At 34.8% G+C, this 15,673-nt stretch carries 11 protein-coding genes; 8 read left to right on the top strand and 3 right to left on the bottom strand.

The features are described from left to right. Nucleotides 1-178: 178 nt before the first annotated feature. Nucleotides 179-4,297 (top strand): LamG domain-containing protein, encoded by a 4,119-nt coding sequence (locus tag KO527_RS09050; protein WP_216039987.1) that lies wholly within the window; start codon nt 179-181, stop codon nt 4,295-4,297. 80 nt (nt 4,298-4,377) lie between these two features. Here KO527_RS09050 and KO527_RS09045 read toward each other — a convergent pair whose 3' ends face one another. Next, nucleotides 4,378-5,256: a DMT family transporter gene (locus KO527_RS09045; RefSeq protein WP_216039986.1), complete on the bottom strand. Its 879-nt coding sequence runs from the start codon at nt 5,254-5,256 to the stop codon at nt 4,378-4,380. 159 nt (nt 5,257-5,415) lie between these two features. On the opposite strand from KO527_RS09045, the gene KO527_RS09040 reads away from it, so the two are divergent. After that, nucleotides 5,416-6,480 carry an OmpA family protein gene (locus tag KO527_RS09040; RefSeq protein WP_216039985.1) on the top strand — a complete coding sequence of 355 codons (1,065 nt, stop codon included), beginning with the start codon at nt 5,416-5,418 and terminating at the stop codon, nt 6,478-6,480. A gap of 123 nt (nt 6,481-6,603) precedes the next feature. Here the strand turns inward: KO527_RS09040 and KO527_RS09035 are convergent, their stop codons facing one another. Next, complete coding sequence (locus tag KO527_RS09035) at nt 6,604-6,795, bottom strand: hypothetical protein (protein WP_216039984.1); 192 nt, start codon at nt 6,793-6,795, stop codon at nt 6,604-6,606. A 214-nt stretch (nt 6,796-7,009) separates the two neighbouring features. After that, the gene (locus KO527_RS09030; protein WP_216039983.1) at nt 7,010-9,757 is read right to left on the bottom strand and encodes a choice-of-anchor B family protein; all 2,748 of its coding nucleotides are present in this window, start codon (nt 9,755-9,757) and stop codon (nt 7,010-7,012) included. A 66-nt stretch (nt 9,758-9,823) separates the two neighbouring features. On the opposite strand from KO527_RS09030, the gene KO527_RS09025 reads away from it, so the two are divergent. The 6 genes from KO527_RS09025 to KO527_RS09000 all read left to right on the top strand — a co-directional run bounded on the left by KO527_RS09025 (nt 9,824) and on the right by KO527_RS09000 (nt 15,528). Beyond that, nucleotides 9,824-10,588, top strand: a complete 765-nt coding sequence (locus tag KO527_RS09025) for an MbnP family copper-binding protein (protein WP_216039982.1) — start codon at nt 9,824-9,826, stop codon at nt 10,586-10,588. Beyond that, nucleotides 10,585-11,712: a methanobactin export MATE transporter MbnM gene (locus KO527_RS09020; RefSeq protein WP_216039981.1), complete on the top strand. Its 1,128-nt coding sequence runs from the start codon at nt 10,585-10,587 to the stop codon at nt 11,710-11,712. The genes KO527_RS09025 and KO527_RS09020 overlap by 4 nt, the downstream gene beginning before the upstream one ends. 53 nt (nt 11,713-11,765) lie before the next feature. Continuing rightward, nucleotides 11,766-12,836: a proline racemase family protein gene (locus tag KO527_RS09015; protein WP_252733574.1), complete on the top strand. Its 1,071-nt coding sequence runs from the start codon at nt 11,766-11,768 to the stop codon at nt 12,834-12,836. Next, nucleotides 12,833-13,912, top strand: coding sequence for a Xaa-Pro peptidase family protein (locus KO527_RS09010; RefSeq protein WP_216039980.1), 1,080 nt, complete (start codon nt 12,833-12,835; stop codon nt 13,910-13,912). Before KO527_RS09015 ends, KO527_RS09010 begins: the two co-directional genes overlap by 4 nt. Nucleotides 13,913-13,999: 87 nt before the next feature. Further along, nucleotides 14,000-14,947, top strand: coding sequence for an ornithine cyclodeaminase family protein (locus tag KO527_RS09005; RefSeq protein ID WP_216039979.1), 948 nt, complete (start codon nt 14,000-14,002; stop codon nt 14,945-14,947). A gap of 191 nt (nt 14,948-15,138) precedes the next feature. Then, a complete protein-coding gene (locus tag KO527_RS09000) occupies nt 15,139-15,528 on the top strand; it encodes a hypothetical protein (RefSeq protein ID WP_216039978.1) in 390 nt (129 codons plus the stop codon). The last annotated feature ends 145 nt before the right edge of the window (nt 15,529-15,673 follow it).

Below are 15,673 nucleotides of genomic sequence, written 5' to 3'. Positions count from 1 at the left end.
GTTTAGAATTTTTTAATTCATATTACTTCAAAAATAACTTTTAAACACTTCCATTTAAATGAGCTAACTAATTAAAAATACTATTAAATTCTAATTTCAGTAATTTAACTATTGCTCTATATTTTTGCTACATCTAAACTTAAGTAATACTTTCAAGCTTAATTAATGGATTATGTTAATGATAAAAGCAAATAATGTAGTAACTGCAATATTATTATCTGCTGTTCTTTTTATACTATCCATACAGAAAGCATACTCAGCGGCTTGTTTAGATGTTTTTCCTGGGGCAAGTCAAGACTGGGGGCCTGAGTTAACATTAGAAAACTTTAAAAATAGTTCGAACGCTTTAGGAGACAAAAGTGGGGGGAATTTAGCTTTAGTTGCTGGGCAGTATAAAGATGTTGTAGTCGATGAGGGTGGAATTGTTCAATTCACTACATTATCTAGTGAATATCGAATGAAAAAATTAGAAATAAAAGAAGGTGCTACAGTCGTTTTCTTGCCAGGAGACTATTGGATAAAGGATTTAAAATTAGAAAAAGATACCACACTTGCAATTACAGGTAGTGGTACTGTTAGGATTTACGCTAAAAATAAAATTGATATTAAGGAAAACTCTCATATAAATGATGCCGCAGGTGAGTTGATTTTAATTGGGTATAAAAATATAGAAGCAGAAAAGGAGCTAAACTTTACCGGAGCAATGTATTCAAAGAAAGATATTAAAATAAAAAAGGATTCATTAATATCGGGTTCAGTTACAGGTAAGGATGTTTCAATAAACAACCCTTCTACAGTAACATATGATGCTTCTAAAGTAACAACGCCAAATTTCTTAGCTATGTGTGATTCCCTTGTTACTTTAATTCCAATATCAGAATATCGTTTTGATGCTGCTAGTTGGGTCAATGGTGCTGCAAATCAAGTTGTAGATTCTATTAGTGGTTTTAATGGTATAGCATATGGTTCACAACCAACTGCTGGTAAATTGTGTAATGCAGTTGATTTGTCTGCTTCAGGAGTTTCAGATTATATCGATTTGAGTACACAAGCCATTAACGGAATGTCTGATTTTTCAATTTCTTTTTGGCTAAACTCGAACAATACATCAGGGCAAAGTATTTTTTCTGGAGCTAATTCAAGCGCATATTATGAATTAGTTATGTGGTTTAACAGTCCAACTAACTTTCAACCTTACCTTAAAAACTATTCAAATGGTAACTTCACCACTGCAAGTATTGCCGATAATACTTGGCATCATGTTGTATGGACTCGTTCAGGAACTGAAAACTGCTTATATAGAGACAAAGTATTGCAAGGTTGTGTTAGCCATTCATCAGCATCGCTAAATATAAATAAATTTATATTAGGACAAGAACAATCAAGTTCAGGGCTGGATGATAGATATGATTTTGAAGGTTTAGTTGATGAATTGTTAATATTTGATGGACCTCTGAGCTCAGCTCAAATTACGACTATTTATGATAATCAAAACTTAGGGTTAGGCTATGATGGTTCAGCTAGAGTATGTGGTTTAGTACCTGTTGCAGAATATAGATTTGATGAATTAGATTGGAATGGTTCTGCTGGTGATGTTAAAGATTCATCAGACAATGACTTACATTTAACATCTTATAATGCCAGTACTGAAAATACTTCACCAGTTATATCTGGTACGCCTGGCTTTTGTCGTTATGGTGAATTTAATGGTACTGATTCTTATGTTCAACTCGATACTGATGACTCTTTAGTGAGTTTAGCATCAGAGATGACAGTTACTGCTTGGGTTAATGCTGATGTTTTACCAAGTGGTAGTAATTTAAAGTCTATCATTTCAAAAGATGAAAATTATGAATTCCACCTTGATAGTAATGGGGAGGTTTTTTGGTGGTGGGGTGGTGGAAATAAGCAGTTACGTACCAGTGGTGCCAATATTACGGTTGGCAGTTGGTATCATTTAGCGATAGCCTACAAAGATGGTGAGCAAAGAATTTATGTTAACGGTGTGAGTTTAGCAAATGATAATGAGCCTGGTACTTTAACGTTAAATAACGATAAGTTTCAAGTTGGCCAAGATCAAGGTTTTGGGAATCGATTTTTTGACGGCTCTATCGATGAAGTTCGGGTTTTTGACCGATTTTTATCGCAATCAGATGTTGCAAGTATTATGGCTGATACGCGTGATTGTGGTTCTGTGCTTGATCATTATCGCATAGAGCATGATGGCGCAGGTTTAACATGTGAAGCTGAAACAATTACAATTAAAGCTTGTGAAGATTCAAGCTGTACTAATCTTTATGGTTCTAGTACTACATTAGACTTTAAAGCTGATGGTGTTACACAATCTACCCCTACTTTCACTGGCGAGACTACAGTTAGTTTAAGTCAAACAACTGTAGGTACTTTAACTTTGTCAGTTGATAATGAAACTGTAACAGCAAGTAACCCTTTGGTTTGTGTTAACTCAAGTGGTGGCAGTGGTTGTGATATTGAGTTTGCTGATGTTGGTTTAAGGTTTACTGATAGTACTGGCAATGGAAGTGTTGATTTTTGGGATCAAATATCTGGCAGAGTGATTTTGGAGCCTATTTATATTCAGCCTATTAAAAAAAATCCAGATACAGGTGCTTGCCAATCAGTTTATACAAATATTAAGCCTATCGAATTTCAATTAGACTGTATAGATCCAGGTAGTTGTACAAGTATGAATCTTACTTTAGATAATCATTCGGGTTCAAATGAAACGATTGAAAAATCAGGTTCGGGAAATTTTACTTCTGTTGATTTAGATTTTGGATTAAATGGTATTGCTGAAATATCAAATCTAAAATACGCCGATGCAGGGAAAATTAAGCTTAATGTTCGAGCGCCATTACAAGGTTCGTCTGATTATATGGTGGGTAATTCAAATGAGTTCGTATTTAGGCCAAAATCTTATACTGTTACTATTAAAGATGATGATCACGGAACAGACGACCCCTCATACGCAGATGATGCAACTGATCCATTATTTAAAAAAACAGGTGAAAACTTTACAGTTCAAATCCAAGCTTTAAATGCAGAAAATAATGTCACACTCAATTATGATGACGATGATACCGGTATTAGCTTAGTGCCTAATATTACTTCTAAAGTGCAAGCGCCAGTTGGTGGAGAGGATGGTAGCTTAACAATTGAAACATATAAATTTGTGGATGGTATATCTAAAGTTGGAGCAAATAGCTATTTTAATGTGGCATGGGATCAAGTGGGTATTTTGCAACTTGATGCTAGTTTAGACCCTGTCAATTATTTGAATTGGGCAAGAACTGATGATGTAGGGGCTAAAATCACAGGAAGTGAAAATAATATAGGCAGATTTGTACCGGACCACTTCTCATTAATTCCATCTGTTAGTGATCATGTTACCCAAGAATGCACAAACTTTACTTATATGGATCAAGATTTCATGATTCAATACACTTTGGAAGCTCAAAATTCAATAGGTGTACGCATGTTAAACTACGAGTATAGTGCAACTAATAAGAATAATTATGCGAGATCTCAGCCTGTTATTTTTATGGAAAATACAGAAAATGGTAATTACCAAGAAGCAGGTAGTAATGCAGTTGGTTCATTTGGTGCACGTTTAAGTGCTGTAAATTCTACTCCTAATTGGGATCAAGGAGAGTTCAAATTTAATAAAGATGAAGTAAAAAACTCTAAATTTAATCGTTTGGCTGTGGGTAATCCTGATGGAGCATATTTAGGAGTTAATATAATATTAAAACTAGTAGACCCTGATTCTTCACCTTTAAAGGATTTAGATGAAAACCCAGAAGATGGAAATGCATGTATTGAATCCCCTAATGCAGGTGCTAATTGTACAGGTAAAAAGTTAAACTCTAATGATTTAAAATTTAGATATGGTCGAGTAACCTTAGAAAACAGTTACGGCTCCGAGCTTGAAAAAATAAGAGTACCTATGAAGATTGAATATTGGGATAATTTATCAAATACTTTTAAACTGAATAAAGATGATAGTTGTACTACTTATGCATTAATTGACTTAACAACTTCACCAACACGAGATGTAACAAATATAGGCTCAGAGTTTGAAAATGGAGAATATAAAATTGGAGAAGGCTTATTATTAGATCCTGCAGGAAATATAGCTCCTATAGGTGTTGAATTTTTAGTTCCAGATTTTTTGAAATTCGACTGGAATAACGATAATACGGATGACAACCCAAGTTCAACAATTCAATTTGGTCGTTACAGAGGTAATGACCGCGTAATTTATTGGCGTGAACAATAATCAGTTTAAGAGATTTATAAGCCTATTTATCAGAACGTTGGCTTATAAATTTTTCAATGTTATTGTTAGCTAGAAGCTAGTTATTTTACTAACTTCTGCACCATTAAACCCGTAACAATAAATAATAACCCTACCAAAGTAGCGGGATGAATTTCTTCTCCTAACAATTGATTAATCAAAATCAGAGATATAAATGGAGAGATAAAAATAAGATTGCTAACCTTAGCTGTGTTCTCTGCTTTTTTCATGGCGATAAGCCATAAAACAAAAGTAATGCCCATTTCAAATAAACCAACGTATAAAGCGGCTAATGTGCCTTTTATACTTGGAATGATCCAAGCGTTTTGCCAGGTAACTACTGCCGCTATCAAAGGTAAACCAATACTAAAGCAAATAAATAGACTTAAAATTGGTTTGTCTTTGTTTTTTGTACTATAAATCCAGTACAATGCCCACAAAAGTGTACTGAGTAAGGCTAGACCTACACCTAAAGGGCTTTGAAAGTTAAGTTCGGTTAGCAGACCCTTGGTACTTATAATAAGTACCCCTAAATAGGCAAAGCTTAATGCGGCGATATCTGATTTTCTGAGTTTCTGCCCAAGCATAGGTACGGCTAATAAACTTAAAGCGATTGCCCAAGTATAATTTAGCGCTTGTGCCTGTTGTGCAGGTAATAAATCGTACGCTTTGAATAAAATTAAATAATATAAAAATGGATTTAAACTACCTAATTTAATGTAGAGCGCTTTGTTGCGTCTAAAGGTAGGGGAAATCTCAGTGAGTTGCTTGTTTTTGGTTAAACACCCTAATAAAAATAACCAACTAAAAACAGAAGCATAAAAAACTAACTGTAAAGGTGATAACTGTTGCAATGCAAGTTTAAAAGCAGTTGCAACAGTCGACCATAAAAAAACGGCTGCAAGAGCATAATAAATAGCGTGACGCTGGTTTTTAATCATATGTAATGTTCAATTTCTTTGATTATATGTATTGGCGCTTATTAGGTTTTAGCTATTTGGCGTTGCGCTGAAATAAGGTCGGGTAAAATATCACAAATTAACTTAATTTAAACTGAATAATGTATATTTTTTTGTAACTCAAATAAAAGGGAAAATGGAATGAAACTTAACACAGTAGCATGTGGTATTACTTTAGGGCTTTTAAGTTTAACGTCTCAAGTTGAAGCTGTACAACTTGAAGCTACCGATAAGGTATATGTAGGTGTTTTTGGTGAGCATTATTGGGCAGATTGGAATAATGTAGATCCATCAGATACGTTAGATTTAGGCGAATCATTTGGTGGTGGTATTGAGCTTGGTTATAACTTTAGTGATTATTGGACTGCAAGATTAGAATACACGTTACATCATTTTAATATTGAAAATAATAATGACCATAGTAAAGCTGAACGTTTTGGTATTGACGCTTTGTATCATTTTGATGATAGTTCTATATATGCCATTGCAGGCTTAAAACGTATGGAAGCTTATCAATCATTTAATATGGTTAATCTTGGTTTAGGTATGCGTCATTTTGTTACTGATAATGTTGCTTTTTCAGGAGAAATAAATCTGTATGAAGGTTTAAATGAAAACCACACAGATGTGGGTGTTAAATTAGGAGTCAACTACTTTTTTGGTGAAGCATCACCAGCTGTAAAAAAAGAAGTGGAGCCGGCTACTGTATCTCAAGTAGCAGCACCTGCAGCGCCTATCGATACTGATAATGATGGTGTATATGATGTAGCTGACAACTGTGTTAATTCAGAAGTTGCATATGCAGTAGATCTTAAAGGTTGTACTGTATATGAAGAAAAAGAAGTATCTGTACGTTTACTTGTAAACTTTAATAATGATAAATCAGATGTAAATTCTCAGTATTTAAGTGATATTAAAAAGGTTGCTGATTTCTTAAATACATTTAAGAAAAGTACGGTGAAGTTAGAAGGTCATACTTCATCGCAAGGTAATGCTGCTTATAATCATAAATTATCTGAGCAACGTGCTAAAGCTGTAGGTGATGTTTTAGTTTCACAATATCAAATTGATCGTACTCGTGTATCAACAGTTGGTTTTGGTGAGACTCGTTTAATTAATAAAGCCAATACAGATACTGCTCATGCGCAAAATAGACGTGTGGTTGCAGCAATAAGCACTGTAAAACGTTTACCAGTAAAACGCTAATTTAGCTTTTACTCAAAACAACAAAAGCACATACTGGATAAGGTATGTGCTTTTTGTTTTTAGGGGATTATAAAATAGTCCAGGGAGTGGTTATTTTATAATTTATATTAAACTCTGTTTAAGCTATTTACGAAATAGCAGTGATATACCTGCCACAATAGAACCTACAACTAATAAAGTCATTAATCCGCTAAATACTAAAGATAAAACTAATGCGGAACCTACAATAGCACCTGCCATTTTTAATTTTGTTGTGAACTTTCCTGGTTCTCTATCTACAAATGTTCCCTCTGATGTTTGTGTAAATGTCGTCATATTAAGATCCTTATCTTAAAAAATACGATTTATGTTTGCTTGGGATACATAATAAGGGATTCCTATATTTAATAGATGAGTTTGTGCTGAGCGGTAAAATTCAGTGATGTTTGGTTAATTATCGTGAAATAGGTGAAATATAGAGTAATATAGGGGAGAGGTTATTCATATCTATGAATAACCTCATACCAGTGCCTGTATTTATTTGTTTAATCTAGGTTGTTATTTTTGTTTGAAGATTTCGAAACCTAACAATTCCAAACATCAAAATAAATAATAAATAAATGCTACCAGAAGACTTTTGTTCTGGTTCATCTGGTGTTGGTAAAAATACAACGGATACTTTCATAGTCACCGTTGCGCTATTACTTGCCCCTCTTTGATCTGTCGCTGTTAGTTTTAATTCGAATTCACCTGATATATCACCTACATTGATGTTCATTGCAGCTTGTGTTGGATCTACAAACTCTATTGCAGGCCCAGAAATTTGCTCCCATAAAAAGCTGATTTCATCACCTTCAGGATCTGAGATATCAGGCAACGCATAATAAGTACCTCGCCCTGGCAGCTCACTTAAAATGTTTGAAATATTGATTATGGGTGCTTGATTGTTTTCGTCATCAAGTAAGGTTATTTGTAATTGGTTTTGTTGTACTGTGCCGTCTTCATCTGTTGCTAGCAGTGAAATACTTATAACCTCATCTAGCTCTGATAAATCATCATCAACAAGATTTACCAAAATCGTTTTTGAAGCTGTTTCACCATCAGCCCATATTAGTTGTGATTGATTAATTGAGTAATCGTCGTTGAAATCATTATTACTAGATAAGTCTAGGTTGAGTGTAATGACACCTCTATTACCACCAATGCGATTAAATGTGAGTGCTAATTCACCTTTATTTTCTGCTATTCGAATATCATTTTGCGCTAATGAAATATTACCAACAGCAGCTAAACCCTCAAGATTAACGCTTAAATAACCAAAATCTCCAATTGCACTATGGCTTTGAGAATTAAATAAGCGAATAAATAAATTGTTTTGAGGATTGATTGCATCAAAATCTTTATTAATTTCAAGATTAATATATTGAGTAGTATTATCCCCTGCAGCCCAGTTTAAAGTGCCCGAAACATAGGTGTAATCAGATGAGGCATTTGCGCTACCATCTAGGGTTTCAAAATCTATACTAGCAGCAAGTTCTATATTACCTTCTCTGATCACCGGTATTTGCACCATGCCTTTTGTATTAACATTTAACGCATTGCTTGAAAAAGATAATCTATCGTTGGCTTTTTGCTTTGTATTATCTTTAAGTACATAGAGGCCACTATTGATATCGCTCAATAAAATTAACCCCGATGGTAAAAATGGATAAACACCCCAGGCACCATTAAAGCTGCTGTTATTTGAACTTGGGAATGTATCAAAAAAACCAATTTCTACTGGATTTATCGGATCACTGATATCTAATATTGTTAAACCACGTTCATAGTTAGACATGTAGTAGCGGTTTCCGCGGGCAAAACCATTATGATCGATTGTTGGGTTGTTGCTTTTCCAACTTGCCACTTGCACTGGCGCAGTTAAGTTTTGTAAGTCAAAAATTCGTACAGTCGTATTAAGTGAACCGCGAGTTTCATCAAATTCATCATGTAAGTAAACATATCGATTATCCTCACTAAACCAGCCTGAATGTACGTATTTATTATCATCACTGACTTCATTATAAGTAATACTTGATAATAATTTAGCTTCGTTACTGTTAGATATATTCCAAACACGCATTTCATTTTCATTAAAATCAACTAATACGGTGCACTTGCCAGAAGCTTCACCGCAGTCTCTTTGTGCTCTTTCATCTTTTATAAATGCAGAAGCAGCATCGTGAGTATAATCGAGTCGAGATGCTTGTGAATTTTCAAAACTGATCGGAATGTTTGTGGGATCTGATAGCGAATAACTTCTAAATGCACCACCTGACTTGGAACCACCTAATGCAATAACATTTGCTTCACTACCTGGTAACGCAAGGCCAAGTCCATAATCTACATTTGAAATATACACGTTATGTATAAATTGTTCTTTTTGATTTAACTGATTAATTTTAGAAACCGAATTAGGTAAGTTATTTAAATCAATAATCACGATACCATCACTGGATTCAGCGGTAGTATATGCAAATGCTTGGTAGGCATTTAATGTGTTATCAAAATATTGATAAACTTTTATATCACGCCAGCTAGTTGCAATACCGCTTATTGTGCCTACTTGTTTAGGTTGGCTTGGTACACTTAAATCAAATACTGTTACGCCTTTATCATGCCCCATAATTGCATATTCTTTATTGTTATTTAAATCAATATGCCCCCAAATATCGCTGCCTGAAAAAGGACTTCCTGAAATACTGGTTAAGGGAATATGGGATATTAAATCGACATTTTGACATTCAAATCCTGCAGCTGAACCATTTTGGCAAGCTTGATTATTTTGTATTTGTGATAATTGACTTAATTTGTTTAATTTTACTTTTAATGCCGCTGAGTTTAAGTTTGATTTACCATCACTGACGATTGTGAACCCCGCCTTATATAATGCATTATGCATCGACTTTGGCGCATTACTGATAAAAGTTGGATTGTTTATCGGGCTTTGTATTTGAAAGTGATCCATACGATTAAAGCCGGCTTTTACTGGTACTAATTGACTTTGTAGATAAAAAACATCAGATTCAGATTCAAGTTTATAATGTCCACTGGCAACAAGTACTTTATCGCCTTTACTCGCTTGTTGAACAGCATAGCTAATCGTTTTACATGCTCGAAATGGTTTATCGCAATAGCCTTTATCTATGCCATTTTCAGATACATATCTGGCTTTATCATGTTCAATATGGGCGAAGCTTAATGAACTTATCGTTATCAATATAAAACTTAATGAGGCTTGTAAAGTTTTCTGGTACATACTTTATTCCTGTGCTTATAATCCCTAGTCATTAATATTTACATAAAAATATAATAATAGGTACGTATGAGACGTTTTTTAATCACTTTTATTATTTTAGCTCTGTTTGTGGCTATTGCTTGTCAAAAAACACTCCCGACTAAACTTAACTTTATTCCAGTTATAAATGGTCAGCCAGTAACATGTGACAGTGATTTGATAATTGCAGAAGAAGCTTGGCAATTAAGTACATTTCAATTCTATTTATCAAAAATACAACTTGATAGCAAAATGCAAAATATTAATTATGATGGCAGTTTAAAAGAAGTGAATAATGAAATTGCTTTGATTGGCGGAAATTGTAGAGGTGAATTTAATTGGCAAGTTGAACTCGATAGCCAGTTAAAACACAAGGCATTATTGGAATTTGAACTTGCTGTGCCTTTTGAGGTTAATCATAAAAATCCATTAACAGCGAAGTTCCCATTGAATCAATCAGATATGTTTTGGGCTTGGCAGCTAGGGCATAAATTTTTGCGTCTAGATTTGGCTAATAAAACAGTAAAAGGTGAAAGTTGGTCTTTTCATTTAGGATCAACTGGCTGTGATTCAGCATCAGTTATGCGCGCGCCTAAAGTACCTTGTAAAAATCCAAATCGGGTGAGTTTTGCCATTAAAAACTTTGAGCCGAGCAAACCCATATATATTTCATTTAATAACTTAACTTCAGAGTTAGCGCTCAACTCTGAAAATTCATGCATGGGAGAATTAAACCAATCAGCGTGTCGTGTTTTATATCAAAACTTAAATCAAAGGGTTATTTTTACCCAAGATCTTGAGTCTTTAAAATGATTTACTTATTAAGGTTAGTTGTGATCTTGGGGTTGGTTTTCAGCTTAATCGCGTGTGATAGTTCAAAAAAAACAGCTGAATATAAATGGCCAATCCCTAAAGGTTACCCTAAGCCGCAAGTACCAACAGACAACCCTATGTCAGAGGCTAAAGTTAAGTTGGGGCGATTTTTATTTTATGATAATAAATTATCCGCTAATCAAACGCAAAGCTGTGCGACATGTCATCAGCAAGATAAAGCTTTTTCAGAGTCCTTGGCTGTTTCTATAGGTTCTACAGGTCAAAGCCATAGGCGTAATTCACTGGCTTTGGTGAATATCGCTTATAATAAAACCCTTACTTGGGCACACCCTAGTTTAGATAGCATTGAGCGCCAGATTTTATTACCTTTATTTGGCGAAGAACCCATTGAAATGGGCGTAACTGGCTATGAAAGTCAAATATTAACGCGTTTTCATACTGAAAGTTATAAAGGAATGTTTGTTGCAGCTTTTGGTGATGACGAAATTAACTTCGATAGAATTAATAAAGCATTAGCAAGCTTTGTAAGAAGACTTGTTTCATTTAATAGCCCTTTTGATCGCTATGCTTATGCAATGCAAGATAATGCACTTAATGAAAGCCAAATTAGAGGCATGGATTTATTTTTTTCTGAAAGATTAGAGTGCCATCACTGTCATGGAGGTTTTAATTTCACCCAATCTACCACCCATGAAAAACAATTATTAGATAGGCGTCCTTTTCATAATACGGGGTTATATAATATTGATGGTAAAGGCAGTTATCCTTTAGCGGATATTGGCTTAAATGAAATCACTTTAGACTCAAATGATATGGGGGCATTTAGAGCGCCAACATTAAGGAATATCGCACTGAGCGCACCTTATATGCATGATGGTAGCATTAGCACATTAGAAGAGGTGATAGAGCATTATAATGCTGGCGGGCGTGCTGATAAACAGTTTAATAACCAAACACAAGTATTGAAAAATATCTATAAAAGCCCTTTTGTAAAAAAGCTCGCTTTAACTTCAAAGGAAAAGTCTGATTTAATCGCGTTTTTAAACGCATTAACCGATGAGTCTTTTGTTTCGGATCCTCAATTGAGCAATCCTTTTAATTGATCTTGATATAGCATATTTGCAATTTAATTTAATGTGAGTATATTGTATGCAATATGTTATTATCAATTAATTTACCTATGCAACAAAATCCTTTTGCTAACTGGCAAGTACCAACAGATTGGCTCCATATTACGACATTAGAAATGCATACTGGCGGTGAACCTTTACGGGTGATCACCGGTGGTTTTCCTGAACTTAAAGGGAAAACGATTTTAGAAAAACGACAGTATTGTTTAACCCATTTTGATGATTTACGTAAAACGCTTATTTTTGAACCGCGTGGACACGCTGATATGTATGCCGCATTGATCACTGAGCCTGAGCGTGAAACAAGTCACTTTGGTGTATTGTTTTTGCATAATGAAGGTTATAGCACTATGTGTGGCCATGCGATTGTTGCTTTATCTAAGGCTGCTGTTGAGGCTAAAGTGATTGATGTTATTGAAGGTGATAATGAACTTCGTATTGATAGCCCCGCAGGATTAATTACTTCATATATTACAGTTAAAAATGAGAAAGTAATTGATATTCGGTTTAACAATGTACCTTCATTTTTAGCTTTAAAGCAACAACAAGCCGCTGTAGCCGATTTAGGCAATGTTACTTTTGATTTAGCTTATGGCGGTGCTTTTTATGCGTATGTAGATGCAGACGTTTTAGATTTAGACCTCAGTGATACAAATAGCATGACCATAATTGATATGGGTAAACGGATAAAAGAAGCTGTACAAACTCAGTTTATAATCAAACATCCCTTTGAAGCTGATTTAAGCTTTTTATATGGCGTGATTTTTGTTTCCCATCTACAAACATTATCTAATGATGCCCATAGTCGTAATGTATGTATTTTTGCTGAAGGTGAATTAGATCGTAGTCCTACAGGTACAGGAGTGAGTGGTCGAGTTGCTATTCATCATGCAAAAGGTGAATTATTAATTGATGAGTCAGTTAAAATTGAAAGCATTTTAGGTTCATACTTTAATGTAAAAGTGGTTGAAACTACCCAATTTGGCCAATATAACGCGATTATTCCCCAAGTAAGTGGTATGGCGTATATCACAGGCAAGTCTGAGTTTTATATTGATCCTGAAGATCCATTAAAAGAAGGTTTTATTTTTCGATGAAAGAAATTTATCAGCAAAGGCAAAATCAATGTCGTGCACAGCTTGTCGAACAAGGTTTAGATGCATTATTGGTGCTAGGTTTTGAAAATTTACGTTATTTAAGTGGTTTTAGTGGGCACGCCGCTTATGGAATTATTACCCCTGAGCAGAATTATTTAATTACTGATTATAGATATGCTGAGCAAGCAGTTAATGAGTGTCGTGATTTTGAAGTGATCACCAGGGATCGCGAAAAAGAAACATTAGGCGCTTGTATTAAACGTCATTTAGGTAGTACAAAAAGCTTAGGCTTTGATGCTGCTTTTATTAATGTGGCTATGTGGCAGGGCGTGTGTAAAGACCTTGGCAATATTACAACTTTACCTATTACTGGCCTGATTGAACGCCAACGTATGGTTAAAGACCATTGGGAAATTAAACAAACTAAATTAGCAGCTGCGATTGCGGATCAAGCTTTAAGTGAGTTAATGCCATATTTTGTAGAAGGAGCAACTGAAAGAGATGTTGCTTTAGAGCTTGAATACCGTATGCAAAAACTTGGTTCAGAAGGCTTAGCTTTTGACACTATCATGTTATTTGCTGAGCGTAGCTCATTGCCTCATGGTATTCCAGGTGAGCAAAAGCTTAAAAATGGTGATTTCATCACGCTTGATTTTGGCGCGGTAATAAATGGTTATCGCTCTGATATGACTCGTAGTTATATATTAGGGGAAGCATCAAAAAAACAAACGGATCTTTATAATACTGTTGCGCAAGCACAGCAAGCTGCGATTGATATTTTAAAACCTGGTTTACCTGCAGTTGAAGCTTATAAGGCGGCACGTGAAGTTTTAAATGCATCTGAATATGGTCAATGGGCGGGTGATGGTTTAGGTCATGGTGTTGGTTTGTTTTTACATGAAGCGCCAATTATAGGCCCTAACTGTGATTATGTGCTAGAGACGGGCAATATTATTACGATTGAGCCTGGTATATATATCCCTGATTTTGGTGGGGTGAGATTAGAAGATGACCTGCTTATTACAGAGGATGACTTTCAAGTTTTAACCCATGCACCTAAGCCATTTGTTATTTAACCTTTTATGTAATTGAGTCATTCGAGGCTGTAGGCGGGGATTTATCCGCGCGGTCTTAAATACCGTTAATTGTTATACAGGTAAAAAATGAAAGTAATAGAAAAAGAACAAGTTCACAAAGTACTTAATTTTAAGGATTTAATTCCCGCTTTAGATAAAGGGTTTGCAGGCGATTTTAATATGCCAAAGCGTCAGGTATTTGAACTAGCTCCAGGCTGTGAAAAACACAATGCATTTGCTGTATTGCCAGCTTGGAATGAAGAAGTCATAGGCGTTAAATCTTTTACTTATTTTCCACAAAATGCAGATGCAGGATATGATTCTTTATACTCAAAAATAATGTTATTCAGCCGAGATCATGGTGTACCTTTGGCTTTGGTAGATGGCACTAGTGTTACTTTTTGGCGAACTGCTGCAGTATCTGCATTAGCCTCTCGTTATTTGTCCAGAGAAGACAGTGAGTCAATGGTATTTTTTGGCACCGGTAACTTATCAACATATATGATCAGTGCACATTTAAGCGTTAGAAATCTGAAAAAAGTAACAATAGTTGGCCGTAATACAGATAAAGTTGCCAGCTTAATAGCACTAATGCAAACACGCCATACGGATGTTGAGTTTGTTGCTTGTGAGCAAAGCAACGTTGAAAAAGCGATAAAACAGGCTGATATTGTTAGCTGTGCAACAGGTTCTGTAACGCCTTTATTTAAAGGTGAATGGCTTAAAGCAGGCGCCCATGTTGACTTAATTGGTAATCATAATCGTGACCGCAGAGAATGTGATACTCAGGCTATTTTAGATAGTTCAGTTTATGTTGATAGTCGTACTAATGTTTTAAATGAAGCGGGTGAGTTACTGATACCTATTAGTGAAGGTGTATTTAGTGAAAATGATGTTAAAGCTGAACTGGCACAATTATGTTCTGGAGATGTACCAGGGCGTCAATCGCACAATGAAATCACTTTATTTAAATCTGTAGGAACAGCATTAAGTGATTTAGTTGGCGCACATTTGGTTTATCAGAACCACAAATAACACGATTGTGAATGGTATTTAAACTTAAATAAAAATAAATTAAGGGAGCTACCTTTTATGTTATTAATTAGTATGAAAAATATAAAATGGTTAATTTCCCTTAATTTATTTGGAATGATCTTCGCATAAAATAATAAAGCAAAGCAGGCTCACGCGTAATTTTAGCTTCAGTTTTGCAATAAGGATATGCTATGAAATATGAACTTTTTTTAACCGGGTTAGTATTAACTGCTTTAGGGGTTGAGCCATTAATTTATTTTATATATGGCTTATATCGAAAGCGCACTTGGCGCGTATGTTTTATTGACAAGGTAACTATGGTATCACTTCAGGATTTGATGCCGTTTAGTTCATTTAAAGACAAACAAATGCTGGTGGAATATGGCTTTGAAAGTAAGTCTTTAAGTGCTATTACCAACTTTGATAAACAGCTTTTTAAAAAGACGCAAAAACAACCTCATACATGTCAAATATATGTGGACCCTGCTAATCCCAATAATATTTTTTTACCAAAAAACACCAGTAAATTAGCTGGAGCGATTTTACCTGTCATGGGTATTGCATTGATTTTATTATCATAATTTAATAATAACATCTACAAAAATTAAGATCTCTAACTTACCTTAGAGATCTCATTTCTACTAAAACCTTATGCCTACAATTTATGAAAATAAGTTGATCTATTCATCAAATTTATAATAAGTATAAAGTAAGGATCCGCTTCAC

The organism is Pseudoalteromonas sp. C2R02 (genome assembly GCF_018860845.1).
Taxonomy (GTDB): domain Bacteria; phylum Pseudomonadota; class Gammaproteobacteria; order Enterobacterales; family Alteromonadaceae; genus Pseudoalteromonas.
This window is presented reverse-complemented; position numbering and strand designations above follow the sequence as displayed.